23 protein-coding genes are annotated in these 19,870 nt (G+C 57.7%); 8 read left to right on the top strand and 15 right to left on the bottom strand.

Going from position 1 to position 19,870, the window contains the following annotated elements; translation table 11 throughout:
• The first annotated feature begins 137 nt into the window (after positions 1 to 137).
• A complete protein-coding gene (locus tag ACIPIZ_RS08670) occupies positions 138 to 1,262 on the top strand; it encodes a GNAT family N-acetyltransferase (RefSeq protein WP_401164977.1) in 1,125 nt (374 codons plus the stop codon).
• A 94-nt stretch (positions 1,263 to 1,356) separates the two neighbouring features.
• On the opposite strand, the gene ACIPIZ_RS08675 is transcribed toward ACIPIZ_RS08670, so the two are convergent.
• From ACIPIZ_RS08675 to ACIPIZ_RS08705, 7 genes are all read right to left on the bottom strand, one after another.
• A complete protein-coding gene (locus tag ACIPIZ_RS08675; protein WP_146117560.1) occupies positions 1,357 to 1,695 on the bottom strand; it encodes a hypothetical protein in 339 nt (112 codons plus the stop codon).
• A gap of 4 nt (positions 1,696 to 1,699) precedes the next feature.
• Positions 1,700 to 1,969, bottom strand: coding sequence for a hypothetical protein (locus ACIPIZ_RS08680; RefSeq protein WP_064388364.1), 270 nt, complete (start codon positions 1,967 to 1,969; stop codon positions 1,700 to 1,702).
• Positions 1,970 to 2,157: 188 nt separating this feature from the next.
• A complete protein-coding gene (gene aqpZ, locus ACIPIZ_RS08685) occupies positions 2,158 to 2,853 on the bottom strand; it encodes an aquaporin Z (RefSeq protein WP_064388362.1) in 696 nt (231 codons plus the stop codon).
• 278 nt (positions 2,854 to 3,131) lie between these two features.
• The gene (locus ACIPIZ_RS08690; RefSeq protein ID WP_064388360.1) at positions 3,132 to 4,964 is read right to left on the bottom strand and encodes an ABC transporter ATP-binding protein; all 1,833 of its coding nucleotides are present in this window, start codon (positions 4,962 to 4,964) and stop codon (positions 3,132 to 3,134) included.
• 87 nt (positions 4,965 to 5,051) lie between these two features.
• A complete protein-coding gene (locus ACIPIZ_RS08695) occupies positions 5,052 to 5,615 on the bottom strand; it encodes a peptidylprolyl isomerase (RefSeq protein WP_064388358.1) in 564 nt (187 codons plus the stop codon).
• Positions 5,616 to 5,618: 3 nt separating this feature from the next.
• The gene (locus ACIPIZ_RS08700) at positions 5,619 to 6,422 is read right to left on the bottom strand and encodes an alpha/beta fold hydrolase (RefSeq protein WP_064388355.1); all 804 of its coding nucleotides are present in this window, start codon (positions 6,420 to 6,422) and stop codon (positions 5,619 to 5,621) included.
• 14 nt (positions 6,423 to 6,436) lie between these two features.
• On the bottom strand, positions 6,437 to 7,360 hold the full coding sequence (locus ACIPIZ_RS08705; protein ID WP_008086429.1) for a LysR family transcriptional regulator: 924 nt from the start codon (positions 7,358 to 7,360) through the stop codon (positions 6,437 to 6,439).
• A 49-nt stretch (positions 7,361 to 7,409) separates the two neighbouring features.
• Between ACIPIZ_RS08705 and ACIPIZ_RS08710 the strand changes: the two genes are divergently transcribed.
• The 3 genes from ACIPIZ_RS08710 (at position 7,410) to ACIPIZ_RS08720 (ending at position 9,719) form a co-directional block, all read left to right on the top strand.
• Positions 7,410 to 7,724 (top strand): hypothetical protein, encoded by a 315-nt coding sequence (locus tag ACIPIZ_RS08710; protein ID WP_064388352.1) that lies wholly within the window; start codon positions 7,410 to 7,412, stop codon positions 7,722 to 7,724.
• A 214-nt stretch (positions 7,725 to 7,938) separates the two neighbouring features.
• Positions 7,939 to 8,538 carry an FMN-dependent NADH-azoreductase gene (locus ACIPIZ_RS08715; protein ID WP_064388351.1) on the top strand — a complete coding sequence of 200 codons (600 nt, stop codon included), beginning with the start codon at positions 7,939 to 7,941 and terminating at the stop codon, positions 8,536 to 8,538.
• Positions 8,539 to 8,861: 323 nt separating this feature from the next.
• A complete protein-coding gene (locus ACIPIZ_RS08720) occupies positions 8,862 to 9,719 on the top strand; it encodes a carboxylate/amino acid/amine transporter (protein ID WP_122661574.1) in 858 nt (285 codons plus the stop codon).
• A gap of 90 nt (positions 9,720 to 9,809) precedes the next feature.
• Here the strand turns inward: ACIPIZ_RS08720 and ACIPIZ_RS08725 are convergent, their stop codons facing one another.
• A complete protein-coding gene (locus ACIPIZ_RS08725) occupies positions 9,810 to 11,108 on the bottom strand; it encodes a mechanosensitive ion channel family protein (protein ID WP_105708514.1) in 1,299 nt (432 codons plus the stop codon).
• Positions 11,109 to 11,299: 191 nt separating this feature from the next.
• On the opposite strand from ACIPIZ_RS08725, the gene ACIPIZ_RS08730 reads away from it, so the two are divergent.
• The gene (locus ACIPIZ_RS08730; RefSeq protein ID WP_401164984.1) at positions 11,300 to 12,640 is read left to right on the top strand and encodes a DEAD/DEAH box helicase; all 1,341 of its coding nucleotides are present in this window, start codon (positions 11,300 to 11,302) and stop codon (positions 12,638 to 12,640) included.
• Between the two features lie 55 nt (positions 12,641 to 12,695).
• Here the strand turns inward: ACIPIZ_RS08730 and ACIPIZ_RS08735 are convergent, their stop codons facing one another.
• The 4 genes from ACIPIZ_RS08735 to ACIPIZ_RS08750 form a co-directional block, all read right to left on the bottom strand.
• Positions 12,696 to 13,295 (bottom strand): hypothetical protein, encoded by a 600-nt coding sequence (locus ACIPIZ_RS08735; RefSeq protein WP_105708516.1) that lies wholly within the window; start codon positions 13,293 to 13,295, stop codon positions 12,696 to 12,698.
• 12 nt (positions 13,296 to 13,307) lie between these two features.
• Entirely contained in the window at positions 13,308 to 13,892 is a 585-nt protein-coding gene (locus ACIPIZ_RS08740; protein ID WP_064388343.1) for a papain-like cysteine protease family protein, read from the bottom strand.
• A 249-nt stretch (positions 13,893 to 14,141) separates the two neighbouring features.
• A complete protein-coding gene (locus tag ACIPIZ_RS08745; protein ID WP_064388340.1) occupies positions 14,142 to 14,417 on the bottom strand; it encodes a hypothetical protein in 276 nt (91 codons plus the stop codon).
• A gap of 63 nt (positions 14,418 to 14,480) precedes the next feature.
• The gene (locus ACIPIZ_RS08750) at positions 14,481 to 15,215 is read right to left on the bottom strand and encodes a thioredoxin family protein (RefSeq protein WP_253479742.1); all 735 of its coding nucleotides are present in this window, start codon (positions 15,213 to 15,215) and stop codon (positions 14,481 to 14,483) included.
• A 175-nt stretch (positions 15,216 to 15,390) separates the two neighbouring features.
• Between ACIPIZ_RS08750 and ACIPIZ_RS08755 the strand changes: the two genes are divergently transcribed.
• Positions 15,391 to 15,783, top strand: coding sequence for a hypothetical protein (locus ACIPIZ_RS08755; protein ID WP_064388337.1), 393 nt, complete (start codon positions 15,391 to 15,393; stop codon positions 15,781 to 15,783).
• Positions 15,784 to 15,866: 83 nt separating this feature from the next.
• Here ACIPIZ_RS08755 and ACIPIZ_RS08760 read toward each other — a convergent pair whose 3' ends face one another.
• From ACIPIZ_RS08760 to ACIPIZ_RS08770, 3 genes are all read right to left on the bottom strand, one after another.
• Positions 15,867 to 16,736 (bottom strand): DUF6279 family lipoprotein, encoded by an 870-nt coding sequence (locus tag ACIPIZ_RS08760; protein WP_064388335.1) that lies wholly within the window; start codon positions 16,734 to 16,736, stop codon positions 15,867 to 15,869.
• Positions 16,737 to 16,812: 76 nt separating this feature from the next.
• Positions 16,813 to 17,529 (bottom strand): TorF family putative porin, encoded by a 717-nt coding sequence (locus ACIPIZ_RS08765; protein WP_064388333.1) that lies wholly within the window; start codon positions 17,527 to 17,529, stop codon positions 16,813 to 16,815.
• A 218-nt stretch (positions 17,530 to 17,747) separates the two neighbouring features.
• The gene (locus ACIPIZ_RS08770; protein ID WP_016985943.1) at positions 17,748 to 17,936 is read right to left on the bottom strand and encodes a hypothetical protein; all 189 of its coding nucleotides are present in this window, start codon (positions 17,934 to 17,936) and stop codon (positions 17,748 to 17,750) included.
• Between the two features lie 340 nt (positions 17,937 to 18,276).
• On the opposite strand from ACIPIZ_RS08770, the gene ACIPIZ_RS08775 reads away from it, so the two are divergent.
• Entirely contained in the window at positions 18,277 to 19,113 is an 837-nt protein-coding gene (locus tag ACIPIZ_RS08775) for a S1 RNA-binding domain-containing protein (protein WP_064388332.1), read from the top strand.
• Between the two features lie 115 nt (positions 19,114 to 19,228).
• Positions 19,229 to 19,633, top strand: coding sequence for a DUF2177 family protein (locus ACIPIZ_RS08780; RefSeq protein ID WP_105708527.1), 405 nt, complete (start codon positions 19,229 to 19,231; stop codon positions 19,631 to 19,633).
• Positions 19,634 to 19,870 lie beyond the last annotated feature (237 nt).

Raw genomic sequence — 19,870 nt, forward strand, 5'->3', positions numbered from 1 at the left:
GTGATGGCAGGATGATGACGATACAAAATGCTCGTGAACTACTGATCTAGAGCGCTGTCGCCCCAATGCGGGTGTGTATTGCGGCGCAATCGGCGATACTCGTCCAGCGCTGAAGTCCTGTTATGGAGAGCCCGTCGATGCCGTTGCAACGCCTGCAAAATCTGTCAGAAATCGCCCCGGCCAGTTGGGATGCACTGGTACCGGAGAACCAGCCGTTCTTGCGTCATGCGTTTCTCAGTGCGCTGGAAGACAGCGGCAGCATCGGCCCACACACCGGTTGGCAAGCGGAGCATTTGCTGCACATCGAAGCGGATCGACTGATCGCCGCCTTACCCAGCTATCGCAAGTGGCACTCCTATGGCGAGTACGTGTTCGATCACGGCTGGGCCGATGCCTGCGCCCGCGCCGGTATTGATTACTACCCTAAACTTCTGACTGCCGTACCCTTCAGCCCGGTCAGCGGTCCACGGTTGTTGGCGGCTAGTGTCGAGGATGGTTTCGAGCTGCTGAAGAGCCTGCCGGGGTATCTGGAAATCGAAGGGCTATCCAGCGCGCACATCAATTTCACCGACCTTTTCACCGACGCCGCGATGGCCGAGCAACCGGGCTGGTTGCAACGCATCGGCTGTCAGTACCATTGGCAAAATCGCGGTTATCGCGACTTTCAGGATTTCCTCGACGTACTCAGTTCGCGCAAGCGCAAACAGATGCGTAAGGAACGCGAGCAAGTGGCAGGGCAGGGCTTCGAGTTTGAATGGCTGGAGGGGCACGAACTGGATGAGGCTCGATGGGATTTTGTCTATGCTTGCTACGCCAACACCTATGCAGTGCGCCGGCAAGCGCCCTATCTGACCCGGGAATTTTTCAGCTTGCTCGCCGAACGCATGCCGGAGTCGATCCGCGTGGTGCTGGCCAGACATGGCTCACGGCCGGTGGCGATGGCGTTCAGTCTGGTCGGCGGCGACAGTTTCTACGGCCGCTATTGGGGCTGCCTGGCCGAGTTCGATCGCCTGCACTTTGAAACCTGTTTCTATCAGGGCATGGACTACGCGATTGCCCATGGTTTTCAGCGTTTCGATGCGGGAGCTCAGGGCGAGCACAAACTGATTCGGGGGTTTGAACCGGTGATCACGCATTCGTGGCACTACCTGCGTCATCCGGGATTGAAAGCTGCGGTCAAAGACTTCCTGCACCAGGAGCGCGCAGGTGTGCTCGCCTATGCGCAGGAAGCAGTTGCCGCGTTGCCTTACAAACAGGTTTGAGCTTTGGCATCGCACGCGAAACTGCAAAAAGCCGCTGACAACAAGGCCCGACAGTTTGCTCGGGCCTTGTTGGTTCAACTAAAAATACACTCGGTTACCAGCTTGCACCTGCTACACAATTGCTTAACCCTTTCTGCGAGGACACGTTGTTAAAATCCTCAAGAGTGGCAATCGAAGAATAATAATAAATCATCAGATTTGGTTTTTTGGCTACCTGACAGGTATATATGAACTCCGGTCGATCACATTGGACTTTTCCCGTGTTAGCGTTGGCGGAACAATTTAGTTCCGGGCGAACTTCAGACAGCGCTTCACCCATGTTGAATTCCAGAGGTGAGTCGCTATTGACCGTTGGCGACAGCATGGCAGAAGCAAAACCTGAATAAGTTGCAATGATCAGTACGGCGGCGATTAGACTTTTGTAATATTTCATTTACTTACCACTCCCAGTGGCTGCTATTATCTTCAAATACCCAGACCTTGCATTTTTTCAGGTCCAGAGCCTTGGCGGACTCGGTCTCCATGAACGCTTCGGCTGTAGGCGCGTCGCTATAAAAGCCTTTAAGCTTCCAGATGTAGCCCTTGAAATCCTCGCTGTATTGCTGGCAGCGATAAACGTTAGTGCCGGTATCATCGGCTACAGCATTGTTTTGCATCAGACCAGTAGTCAAGGCAATAGCGATGATGCTGTTGATTAAAGTGTTCATGCCTCAATCCTTGAGAGATTTGTGTGTTGGTGGTGAAGAAAGTTGCTTTTGTTTGCGGGGTCAAAGGTAATACGCTTAGAGGCGTCTGTCAGCGTTTTCGCTGTTTCAGAATATTTTATATAGTGTGTGAATGTAATTGAAGGCCGTATTTTTAGTTTAACTAATACGGCCTTTTAGTTGCGTGAAGTTTAGTTTTTTTCGTCAGCCAGCCATCGATAAATTCCACCGCCTGCCACTGCGCCTATCAACGGTGCTACCCAGAACATCCACAGTTGCGCAATGGCCCAGCTGCCAACCATCAGTGCCGGTCCGGTGCTGCGCGCCGGGTTTACCGAGGTATTGGTGACGGGAATCGAGATCAGGTGGATCAGCGTCAAGCCCAATCCGATGGCAATAGGCGCCAGCCCAGGCGGTGCACGTTTGTCGGTGGCGCCGAGGATGATGATCACGAACATCGCGGTCATCACCAACTCAGTGACAAACCCCGCCGCCATCGAATATTTGCCCGGCGAGTGCTCGCCATAACCGTTGGACGCGAGGCCGGCGGCAATATCAAAACCTTCCTTGCCACTGGCGATGTGAGCGATCAGCGCTGCCGCGAGGATCGCGCCGAGCACTTGAGCAATGATGTAAGCAGGTAACTCTTTGGCCGGAAAGCGACCGCCGACGAACAGTCCGACCGACACGGCCGGGTTGAGGTGACAGCCACTGATGTGGCCGATGGCGAATGCCATGGTCAACACCGTCAGACCAAACGCCAGGGCAACCCCCAGCACCCCGATTCCCAACGGCGAGGACGCGGCAATCACCGCGCTGCCGCAACCACCCAATACCAACCAGAACGTACCCAACAACTCAGTGACTGAACGTTTGAACAGAGACATGAGAGAGTCCTTGATAGGCGTGCTATCGAGACTGCATCGAGTTGTGCATCCTTGCAGACTTACGACAGGCCCCGTTCTGGAACCTTGGCTGAGTACAGCAGGGTTTTTACGGATTTCCAGCGGCCAAAAAAAACCGCCAGCGCCCGTGGTTGGCGGACTCTGGCGGTGATCGTTCCCACGCTCTGCGTGGGAATGCTTCAAGGGACGCTCCGCGTCCAGTGACGCGGAGCGTCACGGGCTGCATTCCCACGCAGAGCGTGGGAACGATCTTGGAGGGGTCAGTCGATACCGACAAATCCTCCGGTCTGGTGCGCCCACAATCGCGCATATAACCCACGGTGAGCCAGCAATTCAGCGTGGGTGCCGCTCTCGGCGATCTTGCCGTTCTCCAGCACCACCAGTCGGTCCATCCGGGCAATGGTCGAGAGCCGATGCGCAATCGCAATCACGGTTTTGCCTTGCATCAGGGTTTCCAGACTTTCCTGAATCGCCGCTTCGACCTCCGAATCCAGCGCCGAGGTCGCTTCGTCCATAATCAGGATCGGTGCGTCTTTGAGCAGCACCCGCGCAATCGCAATGCGCTGACGCTGACCACCGGACAGTTTCACCCCGCGCTCGCCCACGTGAGCGTCGAAGCCGGTACGGCCCTCGGCGTCCGACAGTAGCGGTATGAATTCATCGGCGCGGGCTTTGTGCACCGCGTCCCACAGCTCTGCGTCGGTCGCCTCCGGTTTGCCGTACAGCAAGTTGTCGCGGATCGAACGGTGCAACAGCGAAGTGTCCTGCGTGATCATGCCGATGCGTGCGCGCAGGCTTTCCTGACCAACTTCGGCGATGTTCTGGCCATCGATCAGAATCCGCCCGCCCTCGACGTCATACAAACGCAGCAGCAGGTTGACCAAGGTCGACTTACCGGCCCCCGACGGCCCGATCAAGCCGATTTTTTCGCCCGGTCTGATGTTCAGGTTGAGATCGCCGATGATGCCTTTCTTCTTGCCGTAGTGAAAATCCACGTGCTCGAAACGCACTTCGCCCTGGGCTACATCCAGCGGTTTGGCCTGTTCGCGATCGGTGACGCTGACCGGTTGCGAGATGGTCTGCAAACCGTCCTGGACCATGCCGATGTTTTCGAAAATGCCGGTGACCACCCACATGATCCAGCCGGACATATTGACGATGCGTATCACCAGGCCGGTTGCCAGGGCAATCGCCCCGACGGTGATCAGTGATTGCGTCCACAGCCACAAGGCCAGGCCCGTGGTGCCGACGATCAGCAGGCCGTTCATGGTGGTAATGGCGATGTCCATGCTGGTCACAACGCGGCCCGCCAGTTGGGCTTTTTCGGTCTGTTCTTCGATTGCTTCGCGGGCGTATTGCTGCTCGTAATTGGTATGGGCGAACAGCTTCAGGGTGGCGATGTTGGTGTAGCCATCGACGATCCGCCCCATCAGTTTGGAGCGTGCATCGGAGGACACCACGGAGCGTTCCTTGACCCGTGGCACGAAGTAACAGAGCGCGCCAATGTACGCGGCGATCCACGTCAGCAATGGGATCATCAGGCGCCAGTCGGCCTCGGCGAACAGCACCAGCGAGCTGATCGCGTAGATCAGCACATGCCACAACGCATCCACCGCTTGCACCGCAGAGTCGCGTAGCGAGTTGCCCGTCTGCATGATGCGTTGGGCGATACGACCGGCGAAGTCGTTCTGGAAAAAATTCAGGCTTTGCTTGAGCACGTAGCTGTGGTTTTGCCAGCGGATCATGCTGGTCATGCTCGGACTCAGGGTCTGGTGCACCAGCAGATCGTGCAGGCCGACAAAGACCGGGCGCAAGATCAGCGCGACCACGGCCATCCAGGCCAACTCCAGGCCATGCTCGTGAAAAAAGTTCGGGTTCGGTGCGCCTTGGGCGAGGTCAATGATGCGACTGAGGTAGCTGAACAACGCCACTTCGATCAAGGCGCCGAACAATCCGACGGTGAGCAGGGCGGCAAAACTCGGCCAGACCTGCTTGAGGTAATAGGTGTAGAAGGGCAGTACGCGATCCGGCGGGGATGCCGTGGGGGCATCGCGGAACACGTCGATCAGTTGTTCGAAACGGCGATAGAGCATCAGATAACCGCCCGGAATCCGGGCTCTCCTTTTATCAGTGTGAGCGGCGCGGTGTTGAACCGCGCCGCTCGATACGCCCTGTACAGCTTAGTCGATGACTTTGGCCGACTTGATGATCACAGGGTCTACAGGCACGTTTTGCATGCCGCTTTTGGTGGTGGTTTGCGAGTTGACGATGATGTCGACCACGTCCATGCCCTTGACCACTTTGGCGAACACCGCGTAACCGGCGTCACGGCCCGGATCGAGGAACGCGTTGTCAGCCACGTTGATGAAGAACTGGCTGGTGGCCGAGTCAGGGTTGGAAGTGCGCGCCATCGACAAGGTGCCGCGCACGTTGTGCAGGCCATTGCTGGCTTCGTTCTTGATCGGCGCCTTGGTTTCTTTTTGCTGCATCTGCTGGGTGAAACCGCCGCCCTGAGCCATGAAGCCCGGGATCACGCGGTGGAAAATGGTGTTGGTGTAGAAACCGCTGTTGACGTAATCCAGAAAATTCTTGGTGCTGATCGGTGCCTTGACCGGATCCAGTTCGATTTCGATCTGACCGTTGGTTGTGTCCAGCAGCACGTGCGGTGCTTTGACCGGCGTGGCAGCCATCAGGTTGGCGGCAAACAGCACGGTGCCAGCGGCGAGGGCGAGTTTTTTCAGCATGGGTCAGTGATCCTGAGATTGAATTTCGGCTGCGGCGAGGAACTCCAGCAGCGTTTGATTGAAGCGTTCGGGTTGATCGAGCGGGGTGGCGTGGCGCGAATCGGCGATCACCACCAGCCGCGCATTCGGCAGCAGTTTTACATAGGTTTCTTTCAATGCCACCGGTGTGTAATCACGGTCGGCGCTGATGACGAGCGTTGGACAGGTCACCCGGGAAAGTCGTTCCTGAACGCCCCAGCCAACAATCGCATCGAAGCTGGCGAGATAAGCACGTTTGTCGTTTTTTGCCCAGCGTTCGGCCATTTTCTGCCGCAGACCGGCTTGTTCGGGTTTCGGGAAAAGTTTGCCGCCAAGGGCTTTGCCAATGGTTGCGAGGCTGAGCACGCGCATCAGGCTCCAGCGTTTGAACCACTGCCAAAAATCGTCGCGGCTGCGTAATTTGACCTCCGGTGCGCTGTTGACGATGGTCAGGCTCTTGAGCCGTTGCGGCTGATCGACGCCGAACTGGAAGCCGATCATGCCGCCCATCGACAGCCCGACGTAGTGCACCGGGCCAAGGTTCAAATGCTCGATGAGTGCAAGCATGTCAGCGCTGAATCCAGCGATGCTGTAGCGCTCGTGCGGCTTGTCCGAGCGACCGTGGCCGCGAATATCCGGGACGATCACCCGATAGTGCGCGGCCAGTGCCGGGATCTGCATTTCCCAGTCCAGCGTGCTTGAACCGAGCCCGTGAACCAGCAGCAACGGCGTACCGTGGCCATATTCCTCGTAGTGCAGGTTGCAACCATCGTGCTCGAAATAGGCCATCGGTGAACTCCGTGTCAGGCTTGTTCGGGGGCGGCGTACGGCGCATCCAGAGGTAACGTATCGAAGGTGCGTAGCAATTCGATGAGGATTTGCGTGGCCGGGCCCAAGGGTTTGTCCTTGTTCGAATACAGGTAGAAGCTGGAATTGCGAGTGCCACCCCTGTCCAACGGTAGCAGCTTGAGCGAGCCATCTTTCAGTTCTCGTTCAATCATGTGCCGGGGCAGCCAGGCAAAGCCCAGACCGCTGCTGACAAAGGTTGCGGCAGTGGCGAGACTGCCCACGGTCCAGCGCTGTTCGGCGCCGAGCCAGCCAACGTCGCGGGGTTGCTGGCGGCCGGAGTCGCGGATGACCACTTGCATCTGGGTTTCCAGATCCTGAAAGCTCAGTTCGCGATTGAGCCGGTGCAGCGGGTGATCGGGGTGGGCGACGGCGATGAACTCGACGTCGCTCAATTCCGCCCCGAGGTGGCCGGGAATGCTCAGGCCGGTGATCGCCAGATCGGCCACGCCTTCGAGCAACACTTCCTCCACGCCGGACAATACCTCTTCACGCAAGCGAACCCGGCAACCACGACTCTGCGGCATGAACGCGGTCAACGCGCGCACGATCCGCGCGCTCGGATACGCCGCATCGACTACCAGCCGCACCTCGGCCTCCCAGCCTTGCTCCATGTGATGGGCAAGGTCTTCCAGTTGGCTGGCCTGTTTCACCAGTTGCCGCGAGCGGCGCAGCAATACGCCGCCGGCTTCGGTGAGCACGGCTTTGCGCCCGTCGATCCGCAGCAGCGGCACGCCGAGTTGGTCCTGCATGCGGGCGACGGTGTAACTCACCGACGATTGCGAACGGTGCAAGGCCTCGGCGGCCTGGGCGAATCCGCCGTGGTCGACCACGGCCTGCAATGTTCGCCATTGATCCAGGGTCACGCGGGGCGCTTTCATCAATAGCTCCTCTTGTCCTAAGCTGGCCGTCCTTCATGGAGACTGCCGAATGAAAAAATTCTGTTGTGTGGTGCTGGCGTTGCTGCCGCTGACTGCTTTTGCGTACCCGATCGATGTGCAGAAAGATCTCAATGGCATGAAAATCGATTACGAAACCTTCGACACCGATAACGACATCGGCTCGATCCGGGTGGCCAACTACGGCGATGTCGATGCAGTGTGCAAGGCCGTTTTCAGCAATGGCCCCGAGGCGCCACGCACTCGCACCATCGACGTACCGGCAGGCAAACATAAAAACGCCACGGCCAAGTTCACCCGCGAGATCATCAAGCTGCGCATCAAGCTGACCTGCACCCCGAAGTAACGATCGATCCCTTGTAGGAGTGAGCCTGCTCGCGATAGCGGTGTGTCAGATTGATACACCGCTATCGCGAGCAGGCTCGCTCCCACAGGTTTCAGGTGCATCTAAACGAATTATTCGATGCTTTGCAGCAATTATTTGCGCTTTTTCATCGAGGCGGCACTGTTTAACCTTCACTCCATCGACCTACAACATTCTCGGATGGAGGCTACACACCATGTCCCGCGTTCTGATCATCGAAAGCAGCGCCCGCCAGCAAGACTCGGTTTCCCGTCAACTGACCCAGACCTTCATCAGTCAGTGGAAAGCGGCGCACCCGGCCGATCAGATCACCGTGCGTGACCTCGCCGTGAATCCGGTACCGCATCTGGACAGCAACCTGCTGGGTGGCTGGATGAAACCTGCCGAACAGCGCAACGACAGCGAACAAGCGTCGCTGGATCGCTCCAACGCACTGACCGATGAACTGCTCGCTGCCGACGTGCTGGTGATGGCCGCGCCGATGTACAACTTCGCCATCCCGAGCACCCTCAAGGCCTGGCTCGACCACGTGCTGCGTGCCGGCGTGACCTTCAAGTACACCGAAACCGGCCCGCAAGGCCTGCTCAGCGGCAAGCGTGCCTACGTGCTCACCGCTCGCGGCGGCATCTACGCCGGCGGCCCGGCTGATCATCAGGAACCTTATCTGCGCCAAGTGATGGGCTTCATCGGTATCAACGACGTGACGTTCATTCACGCCGAAGGCATGAACCTCGGTGGCGACTTCCAGGAGAAGGGCCTGAATCAGGCCAACGCCAAGCTGTCCCAGGTCGCTTGATATGTTAATCGCCAGATAATCGCCGATTGTTTAAGTGACCTGGCGCAACCCCTTCAAGGCTCTACGCGCATCGAACCTCCCTTTGCACTTGTTGCTCCTGAGTGCTGTAGCCCGATTGAACGCATTAGCGAGATCGGGCTTTTTTTTGCCCGTAACTCACCGATCCCCTGTAGGAGCTGCCGCAGGCTGCGATCTTTTGCTCTTGTTTTTTTTAAGATCAACATCAAAAGATCGCAGCCTGCGGCAGCTCCTACAGGGGGATTTTTGTTGGTTGCAGGGTGGAAAAACCGCTATCGTCGCCGCCATTCAAATTAGGGGCGAGCATGGGCTATCTACTTTTTGTCACGCTGATCCAGGCGTTTTCCTTCAGTCTGATTGGCGAATACCTGGCCGGTCATGTCGACAGTTACTTCGCGGTGCTGGTGCGCGTGGTGCTGGCCGGGCTGGTGTTTATCCCGCTGACCCGCTGGCGCTCGGTCGAACCTTCGTTCATGCGCGGCATGCTGGTGATCGGCGCGTTGCAGTTCGGCGTGACTTACGTCTGCCTGTACCTGAGCTTCCGCGTGCTGACCGTGCCAGAGGTGTTGCTGTTTACCATCCTCACGCCGTTGCACGTGACGTTGATCGAAGATGCGCTGAACCGGCGCTTCAACCCATGGGCGCTGATCGCCGCGCTGGTGGCGGTGAGCGGGGCCGCGGTGATTCGCTTCGACAGCATCAGTCCGGACTTCTTCATGGGCTTCCTGCTCCTGCAACTGGCCAACTTCACCTACGCCGCAGGGCAAGTGATGTACAAACACCTGGTAGCCAGGCACCCGAGCGATCTGCCGCATTACCGGCGTTTCGGCTTCTTCTACCTCGGCGCGCTGGCGGTGGTGCTGCCGGCATTCCTGATGTTCGGCAAAGCGAATTTCCTGCCGGAAGCGCCGCTGCAGTGGGGCGTGCTGCTGTTCCTCGGTCTGGTCTCGACCGCGTTGGGCATGTACTGGTGGAACAAAGGCGCGTGCATGGTCAACGGCGGCACGCTGGCGGTGATGAACAACCTGCATGTGCCGGTGGGATTGCTGCTGAATCTGCTGATCTGGAATCAGCATGAGGAATTGGGCAGGTTGTTCCTTGGTGGCAGCGTCATCCTCGCCGCCGTATGGATTAGTCGACTGGGCATCCGACGCGCCGCATAACCCCTTTAGGAACTGCCGAAGGCTGCGATCTTTTGATCTTTAAAGTCTAAAGATCGCAGCCTTCGGCAGCTCCTACAGGGGAATTGTGTTTTACATGAGGTGCTTCTGCGGCTCGGGAATGCTCGCCGCGCCGAGCACCGCCGGCAACAACCCCGACCGCAAATCCCCGCCACTCGGCTGTTGATACAGGCTCAGCCCAAACTCCGGCAACACCGCCAGCAGATAATCAAAAATATCCCCCTGAATCCGCTCGTAATCGGCCCACGCCGTGGTGCGGGTGAAGCAGTAGATCTCCAGCGGAATGCCCTGCGCCGTGGTCTGCATCTGCCGCACCATGCAGGTCATGTTCGGCTGAATCTCCGGATGACTCTTCAGATACGCCAGTGCATACGCGCGGAAGGTGCCGATGTTGGTCATGCGCCGGCGATTGGCCGACATCGCCGCGACATTACCCTGCGCCTCGTTCCATGCCTTGAGCTCGGCTTTCTTGCGGCTCATGTAGTCGGTCAGCAGGTGCACTTGCGAGAGTTTTTCTTCCTCGTCATCACGGATGAAACGCACGCCGCTGGCGTCGATGAACACGCTGCGCTTGATTCGGCGCCCGCCGGATTGCTGCATGCCGCGCCAGTTCTTGAACGACTCGGACATCAACCGCCAGGTCGGGATCGAGACGATGGTCTTGTCGAAATTCTGCACCTTGACCGTGTGCAGGGTGATGTCGACCACATCGCCGTCGGCGCCGACTTGCGGCATCTCGATCCAGTCGCCGACCCGCAGCATGTCGTTGCTGGTCAACTGCACGCTGGCGACAAACGACAGCAGGGTGTCCTTGTAGACCAACAGAATCACCGCCGACATGGCACCCAGACCGGAGAGCAGCAACAGCGGCGAGCGGTCGATCAGCGTGGCAACGATGATGATTGCGCCGAACACGTACAAGACCATTTTCGCCAGTTGCACATAGCCCTTGATTGAGCGCGTACGGGCGTGTTCGGTGCGTGCATAGATGTCGAGCAGGGCGTTGAGCAGGGCGCTGACTGCCAGCAACAAGAACAGAATGGTGAACGACAGCGCCACATTACCGAGGAAGGTCATGGCGGTTTTGCTCAGTTCCGGCACCAGATGCAAGCCGAACTGAATGACCAGCGACGGCGTCATCTGCGCCAGACGCTGAAACACTTTGTTGTGGCGAAAGTCATTGATCCAGTGCAGCGCCGGCTGGCGGCCGAGCATGCGGCTGGCGTGCAGGATCAGATAGCGCGCCACTCGTCCGAGCAACAGCGCGATCACCAATAACACCGTCAGCGCGAGCCCCGCCTGCAAAAGCGGATGCTGTTCGAGGGTGCCCCAGAGGTCTTGGGCGTTGAGCCAGAGCTGTTTGAAATCCATATGAGCAACGATTCTTCTGTAAGACGCGATGGGCGATTAGAGCATTTAAGACGCCGTGTATTACCGTTGGAGACAAATCGAGCAACAAAAAAGCCACTGATTACGTCCGTTTGCACAAAGAAACTCGGCCTGAGCGCTCGAAACCGGTAACCTATGCAGCTGTTTTTTTGCATATCTTCGAGGTAGCACCCGTGTTTTCCCAATTCGCCCTGCACGAACGCCTGCTTAAAGCTGTGGCCGAGCTGAAATTTGTCGAGCCAACGCCTGTGCAAGCCGCGGCCATCCCGCTGGCGCTCCAAGGGCGTGATCTGCGGGTGACGGCGCAAACCGGTAGCGGCAAAACCGCCGCTTTCGTTCTGCCGATCCTCAATCGCCTGATCGGCCCGGCCAAGGTTCGCGTCAGCATCAAGACGCTGATCCTGCTGCCGACCCGCGAACTGGCCCAACAGACGCTGAAGGAAGTTGAGCGCTTTTCGCAGTTCACTTTCATCAAGTCCGGCCTGATCACCGGCGGTGAAGACTTCAAGGTCCAGGCCGCGATGCTGCGCAAAGTGCCGGACATCCTCATCGGCACCCCGGGCCGGATGATCGAGCAACTCAACGCCGGCAACCTCGACCTGAAAGAAGTCGAAGTGCTGGTACTCGACGAAGCCGACCGCATGCTCGACATGGGTTTTGCCGAAGACGTGCAGCGTCTGGTCGACGAATGCCCGAACCGTCAGCAAACCATGCTGTTCTCCGCCACCACCGGTGGTTCCGGTCTGCGCGACATGATCGGCAAGGTGCTGAACAACCCTGAGCACTTGCAGCTCAACGCGGTCAGCCAACTGAACTCGACCACCCGTCAGCAAATCATCACCGCCGACCACAATCAGCACAAAGAGCAGATTGTGAACTGGCTGCTGGCCAACGAGACTTATCAGAAGGCCATCGTCTTCACCAACACCCGCGCCATGGCCGACCGCATCTACGGCCGCCTCGTGGCTCAGGAATACAAAGCGTTCGTGTTGCACGGTGAGAAAGACCAGAAGGATCGCAAACTGGCGATCGACCGTCTGAAGCAGGGCGGCGTGAAGATTCTGGTTGCCACCGACGTTGCGGCCCGTGGCCTGGACGTCGATGGTCTGGATCTGGTGATCAACTTCGACATGCCACGCAGCGGCGACGAATACGTGCACCGCATCGGCCGTACTGGCCGCGCCGGTAACGACGGTCTGGCGATCTCGCTGATCTGCCACGGCGACTGGAACCTGATGTCGAGCATCGAGCGTTATCTGAAGCAGAGCTTCGAGCGCCGCACCATTAAGGAAGTCAAAGGCACCTACGGCGGGCCGAAAAAGGTCAAGGCCTCGGGCAAAGCCGTTGGCGTGAAGAAGAAAAAGACCGACGCCAAGGGCGACAAGAAGAAAACCGCCGCGAAGACGCCGACCAAGCGCAAGAGCGTCAACCGTCCGAAGCCGGATTCTCTGGTGAGCAGCGACGGCATGGCCCCGCTGAAGCGCCGCAAGCCAGCAGAGCCTGCGGCTGAGTAAAGCGGTTCAGGCGTGCATGAAAAACCCGGACAATGTCCGGGTTTTTTTTCGTCCATCAGTTGCCGAGCTGGCCACTGGTGTCGGCGTCAAAGCGCCGCTTGGCTTGATCCGCTGCCGGTTTCAATGCGCCGAGAAGTGTTGCTTCGCTGTACAACCCGGTAACCGCCAACTCCTTGGGCGTCGGCTCGATCGGGATCAGCACGTCCTCACCGTCAGCATGCAGCCAGATCGCTACAACGTGCAGGGCTGAGACAAACAGCACACGCAACTCGACGCTCTTGCCTTGAAGTTGCGGCGCTTGTTCTGCCAGTTTCAGCGCACTCACCGTAGCAGCGGCGTGATCGCCGTGATTCAGCGAGGCGAATTCGACATGCCCGCGCACCTCGGCCAATTGCGCATCGGCAATCGTCACGCCGTCGGCAAAGACCAGGTAATGCCAGTCGCCGATTCGTGCGTCTTTCAGGCCTTTGCCTTGGCTCAGGTCATCCAGGCTGAGCGAATAGCCACGGTAGGCTTCGCTGAGGCTGATTTTCGCCGGTACAGCGTTGGCGAACTGGCGACTGGCGCCAAAACCCGGGGTTTGCAGCGCGGCTTGCAGGGCCGGGCGCAAGGTCTGTACGCCGTTGGAAGGCGCCTTTGGATAAGTCAGTTGCATGATGTCGCCCTCCTAGTTTTTTACCGTGAAGTAAGTGTGAGTCCAGTTGCCGCCGCCATTGTAGGCACGGGGAAAGGCATTCAGCGCACGGGTCGAATAACCGTAGATCGAGTCCGCGACCAGCACGTAATCGCCGTTGGTGCCGTAGATCGTCAGGAAATGCGCACCGCCGCCGTACCAGGCACAGCGCAGGCCGACCGGGCGGCCCATGCTGATCTGGTTCTGGATCGCCGACATCTGCAGCGAACCCTGATTCATACCGTTGTAGCTGCGGGTGGTTTGCAGGGCCGAGTCCAGATAGCCGTAGACGTTGCACGGCCCTGGCTGATTGCAGCAGTTGCGGTCGAGCTGAGTGCTGGCCACACCGCACTGAGTCCAGTTGCCGGTGCCGTAATAGTTGCCGACCGAGGCGGAAACAGCGGCCCAGCACCAGTTGGTCTGGGTCTGTTGCTGCATGCTGAAGTTGAGGCTGCCAGCGGCAAAAGCGCTGGCGTGTTCTGCCGCTTCGACTTCGACCAGTTGTGGGTCGAGCAGATGACCGATGAGGCACCTTGGCAGTGATTCGCTGGTATAGGGTCTTGCTTCAGTGGTTAACATTTTTTCAATCCTCCATGAATGAAAACAAGCGTCCCGCTTGTAAGGGGTGTTGCCGAGCGATCGGCGCTTGAGGGTTGCCATCTCCGATGGCGGTTGCCGATCTCCTTGCTCGATGTAACCGTAGACGGGTTATGCGTTTGTGCAACTAAATAAATGCATTTATGCATTTTCATGAACAAAAGATCGCAGCCTGCGGCAGCTCCTACGGTGATCGGCGTAGGAGCTGCCGCAGGCTGCGATCTTTTGTTTTTAACTTTCGGCTTTCTTCTCGGCCGTACCGAGTTCTTTCAACCGCTGATCAATCAACTGGCACTTGTCCGGCAGATCCGCACTGGCCGTACCCAGATCCATCTTCTGCAACTCGGCATTGATCTCCTTGGCCTTGGCCGGATTCTGTTCGGTGAGCTTGGCAACTTCCTTGGCCAGTTGTTCGCGTTTGGCGGTGGCCTCTTCCGGCGTACAGGCCCAGACGGGCAAGGCGCAGGCAAGAGTGGCGGCGAGAGTGAGCTTGATCAGGGTTTTCATGGGGAGGGCCTCAGTTCCGGTTAAGGCGAGTTAACCGGTTGAGCCCTTTTTGCTGCGAAAAGTTCAGTCGCCATGGCAGCAGCTGGATCGGGTTTGCCCGTCATATCGATCATGATGCCGAACCCATTCCATGATCTCGTCTTCATTCCTGCCCTTGGGCGTGAGGTCGAGATAGTTGTAGGCACCGACCAGCATGTCGAGACCACGTGCATACGTTGAATAGGTGTGGAAGATGTCGCCATTTGCGTCGCGATAAAACACGCTCAGCCCGGGCATTTCTTCCTCGGCGCTGTCAGTTTTTTCGTAGTTGTAGGTAGCCGTTCCCGCCGCGACATCGTCGGCACGGGCACACACGCCGAAGTCATAGTTGAAGTCGCAGCCTTCTGACGACACCCAGTCGAATTTCCAGCCCATCCGTTGTTTGAACGCCTGAAACTCGTTGAATGGCGCATGGGACACAGCCACCAGCGCAATGTCGTGATGCGCCAGATGCTGGTTGGCGCCATCGATATGGTCACTGAGGAAAGAGCAGCCCTGACAGCCTTCCTCCCAATCCTTGGCAAACATGAAGTGGTAAACGATCAACTGGCTGTGTTTACCGAATAGGTCGGCGAGTTTCAGTTCGCCGTTCGGGCCTTGAAAATGGTAATCCTTGTCGACTTTCAGCCATGGCAGCGCGCGACGTTCTGCGCTGAGGCGGTCGCGTTCCTTGGTGAAGGCTTTCTCGTGGGCCAGATGTTGCTTACGGGCGGCGAGCCATTCTTCGCGCGATACCACCGGATGATTCTCAACGTTCATGATGATTTCTCCTGCGGGGTTGAAACCGTCTGTTTCAGACTAGTCGTTTAACCCTGCGGGAAATCGACAGACCGCCGGTCGGTGGTCGCGCAACATGCGGCTGAACGGCTGCGAGCGGCTCCGGTCACAACCTATGAACGCGCCATAAATCACGCGCACCGGAGGTTGTATCAGGATGACGACTTATAACTGGGATTTGATTGAACGCTTGCTGCATGAAGTGCAAAACAGCGCCGGCCACAGTTTTGCCCCTCGGGCTTACGCCGAAGACTATGCGGCGGAGAAAGCCAGTGCGGGCGAGCCGATCGAGAACCTTGATCATCTGAAAACGCTGGCTTGCGACTATGAACGCTTGCTGTTGTTGCGTGGCTACATCGCACCGCGTCCGGATGAAGAGGGCAGCACCGGCAACAATTTTGTGCTGACGCCTCGCGGTTCCAGCCTGTTGAGCCTGATAGACAGCAGCATTCCCGGCAATGATCATCCGCGTGAGGTGCTGGATGAACAGGACGATCCGCTGGCCGAGGCGACGTTTGATGAAGTGGCTTCGAAGGCCCAGATCGCCTGAGGCTCTGAAAGCAGAAGATCGCAGCCTTCGGCAGCTCCTACACCGATCTCTGTAGGAGCTGCCGAAGGCTGCGATCTTTGTTTCTAGTTCTGCTTCGCGGCTTTGAGGCATTTGAGGTCGTTGAAGTCTTTACGCACCCCCTCGATCTTCTTCAACAACCGCTGGCGCTGTTGCGGCGAGCTCTCAGCCATCAGATCAACCGCCAGCGAGCGTCCCTGCGCCTCAGTATCGGCGAAGGCCTTGCGGTAATCCGCTGTCCATAAACTCTCGCGATTGACCAGAAGGGTCTCGATTCTCTGTGGGAATTCGGGACTTTTGCGTTGCGCTACAGCCGCACTGAACTGCTTCTGCCAATGGGCCCGGTTGGCAATCCATTGGGTGTACTGATCGCCCAGGGCGGTCGACCACGCCATGACCCGCTGCTCTTGTGTGGCGCTCAATGGCCCAAGCCAATCGTTGAGGCGCTTGACCATGCGCGCGCCACGCTCGGCAATCTGTTGATCAAGCGGTGGTTTCAGGTACTCCTGCTGACGCTTGCGCAGATCCTTGGCAAACGCCTCATTCATCTCGGCCACTTGCTTGTCATCCAGACCTTGCAATAATTCGATGGCCGAAGGCGTGATTTCCTTCGCCGTTTGCGCAATCGCTTGCTTGGCTTCGACGGTGCGCGCCTGTAGCGCGGCATCGGTGACCTGATTGGTTTCGACCATGGTCTGCAAGCGATCCAGCCAGTCCAGATAGCCCGGTAATTGCGTGGTGCAATGCCAGCTCAGGTGATCCTTGAGCCGTTCGTTGAACCAGTCTTTCTGCTCGCCGTTCATATCCAGGTAGTCGCCGAGCGTCCACGGAATGATCACGTCGAGATTGCGATAAGCCAGGCCGACTCGGCTGCAGGCGCCGAGGGCGAGGGTGAAGACCAACAGTGCGGCAATGTGTTTGAACCAGCGAGACATGAGCGAATCCTTGCATGGCCTGGCTTCGGGAGTCTGATTCTTATGTGATGCAGGATGCGCGCGGCAGTTCAGCCGATCAATAGAATGCGCGTTCGGCCTTGAGGGTGACGAGACCGTCGCACTGGCTGTTGTGCCCGGAGTAGGCCGAGCAATCGCTGCCGCTGAGGCTGGAGTTGCTGTAGATCAGGTCAAGGTCGACACCCATGAACGGCCGCGACAGTTGTACTGACCAATCGGTGAAACTGCTGACATAACCACCGTCCACGGCCACCGGTTTGTTCAATTGGTGGGTGGTGTATTTCATGCTGACGCCGATGCCGAACGGCTGATTGCCGCCAAGGTCGGCAAACAAGGTGTTGTTCTGCTTATCCGGGTCGTTGCTCAATGCCACGCCGAAACGACTGCCAAGCAGGGTCAGGCCACCGAACAGCTCCTGGCTGTCGAGGGTTTCCACGCTGGGATAGCTGTAGTGGATCATGCCGACTTCGTAGCCGAGGGTTTGATCGAAGGGTTGTTTAAAACCGACGTAGGAATCGATTTCGAGATTCTTGCCCGGCGTGATGCCCATGCTCGGCGCGTATTGGCCGACATAGAGGCCGCTGTCGTGGCTCAGATCGAGGCCGCCATGAAACGACCCGGCCGCCGAGGGTTTGACCAGGCCTTGGGCCATGCTGCGCGTTGGCGTGGTGCCGAGCTTGAGGTCGAAGTCGCCCATTTCACGCTGGAAAACTTGCGCGTGCGCGGTTGGACCGGCCAGCAGGCCAACGAGTAATAAACAGGATGTTTTGCGCATGCGTCACTCCATGAACAGCGAGTGCAGGACGGCGGGCCTGCTGAAACGCTTGATCCAGACGCGTGCAAGGATACCGGCGAATGTTCGGCATTGATGGCCGTTCGTCGATTTTCAGAATTTTTGGTATTTGATTTGTTTAAAGCGGGGAGGGTGTTTCGCGGTGCCAGTCCAGGCGCTTCGAAGCTCAAAGCGCCTCTGGACGGGGGTAAAACCGGGTGTTACTTCTTGCCCAGGCTGATCTGCTTGGACGGGCCGAACGTCTGGCCACTGACGCCTTTGGCAATTTGCTGGATCTCGCCGCCGGACTTGAGGAACGCTGCGATCTGATCGTTGATCGATTCGCTGGTTTCAACGGCTGGAGCTGGCTTTGCTTTGCTGGTGGATGCTTTTACACGCATGGCGGCCATTAACCTGTAGAAAAGTAACTCGGCCAGGCATCGTACAGGAATAACTTGACAATTGCTTGGTAAATATCCCCGGGAATAACCTAGCGCTGCACTGCAGTATGCTCGATTCAATATTCGAAATACTTGGCTAACCTGCTGTTTTAAATAAGAAGATTAATGGATTTCAGCGGTGTGGCGATATGCCGCGAGGGCGCACAGCCGACTGACGAGTGGCACCCGGTGCGGCGCAGATCAAGGAAAATCAAGGCGTTGCGCAGAATTCCCGGCAACCGCCGATCTACCGCCCGACGTCGCAGGCAAAAACGGGTAGAATGCCGCCCACGCAATGAGGGTTCTGGAAATGGCTTTAGTCGGGCGTTACAACAGTTTGCAAGTGGTTAAACACACTAACTTCGGTTTATATCTGGACGGCGGTGCCGATGGCGAGATTCTTTTGCCCAACCGTTATATCCCTAAAGATATTCCCAGCGAAGATGAAGACTGGCTCAACGTATTTGTTTATCTGGACAGCGAAGACAAACTTCTCGCTACCACTGAAAAACCAAAAGTTCAGGTCGGTGAATTTGCCAGCCTGAAAGTTGTTGAAGTCAACAGCATCGGCGTGTTCCTCGATTGGGGTTTGCCGAAAGACCTGTTGCTGCCGTACTCCGAAGAAAAACGGCAGATGACTGCCGGTGAATATTGCGTGGTGCACGTCTACCTCGACAAGCACACCCGCCGCATCACCGCCACTGCGCGTCTGGATCGCTACCTCGACAAGACCCCGGCGAACTACAGCCTGGGTCAGGAAGTTGATCTGCTGGTTGCCGAAGCCACTGACATGGGCTTCAAGGCGATCATCAACAACAAGCATTGGGGTTTGATCCACAAGAACGAAATCTTCAAGTTCATGCGCGCCGGCATGAGCGAGAAGGGCTACATCAAGGAAGTGCGCGCCGACGGCAAAATTGCCCTGAGCCTGCAACCGGTTGGCCAGGAAGCGGCCAGCAGCCTCAACTCGAAGATCCTCGCCAAGTTGCGTGATAACAGCGGCACGCTGCCGGTCAGCGACAAGAGCGATCCGGCGCTGATCAGCAGCCTGTTCGGCGTCAGCAAAGGCAACTTCAAGAAGGCCATCGGTGCGCTGTACAAGGAAGGCAAGATCGTTATCCACGCCGATCGCATTGAACTAACCTGAGCCACCGCTGGCCCCATGTAGGAGCTGCCGCAGGCTGTGATCTGTTGATCTTGTCTTTTAAAAACAAAGTCAAAAGATCGCAGCCTGCGGCAGCTCCTACATGAGGGCGGGTGTTATGAAGAAAACTCTGGTTGCATATGTTGCGACGCTGATTGCGTTTCTGCTGCTCGACGGCATCTGGCTCGGCCTGTTGATGGCGCCGACCTATCGCGAACTGCTCGGTCCGCTGATGCTCGATAAACCGCTGCTGGTTCCGGCAGCGGTTTTTTATTGCCTGTATGTTTTCGGTTGTGTGGTGTTTGTGGTGCTGCCGGCCGTGACATGGCAATGGGCGGCGAAGCGGGGCGCGTTGCTGGGGCTGGTGGCGTATGGCACGTACGACCTGACCAATTGGGCGACGTTGCGTGGCTGGTCGGTGCAGGTGACGCTGATGGATTGGGCGTGGGGCACGTTTGCCACGGCGGTCGCCTGTGCTGTCGGGTTTTTGCTGGCGAGGCGGTTTGCTGGAGCTGATCGCTAACCCGCGTCGATTGAACTGACGCCATCGCGAGCAGGCTCACTCCTACCGGGGAACGCGATCAACTGTAGGAGCGAGCCTGCTCGCGATTGGCGGCGCAGCCGACAGCCATTCAGCGCTGACGCCACTGAAGCACAAAATGTCTTTTCCAGACGGCTTTTTCCGCCCGACTGATTGATAATCCTCGACACTGATTTCTGACCATTGGATGGCCTGCCATGTTGTGTGTGTTCGAGGTGT

Source organism: Pseudomonas sp. NPDC087690, from assembly GCF_044743175.1.
Classification (GTDB): Bacteria; Pseudomonadota; Gammaproteobacteria; order Pseudomonadales; family Pseudomonadaceae; genus Aquipseudomonas.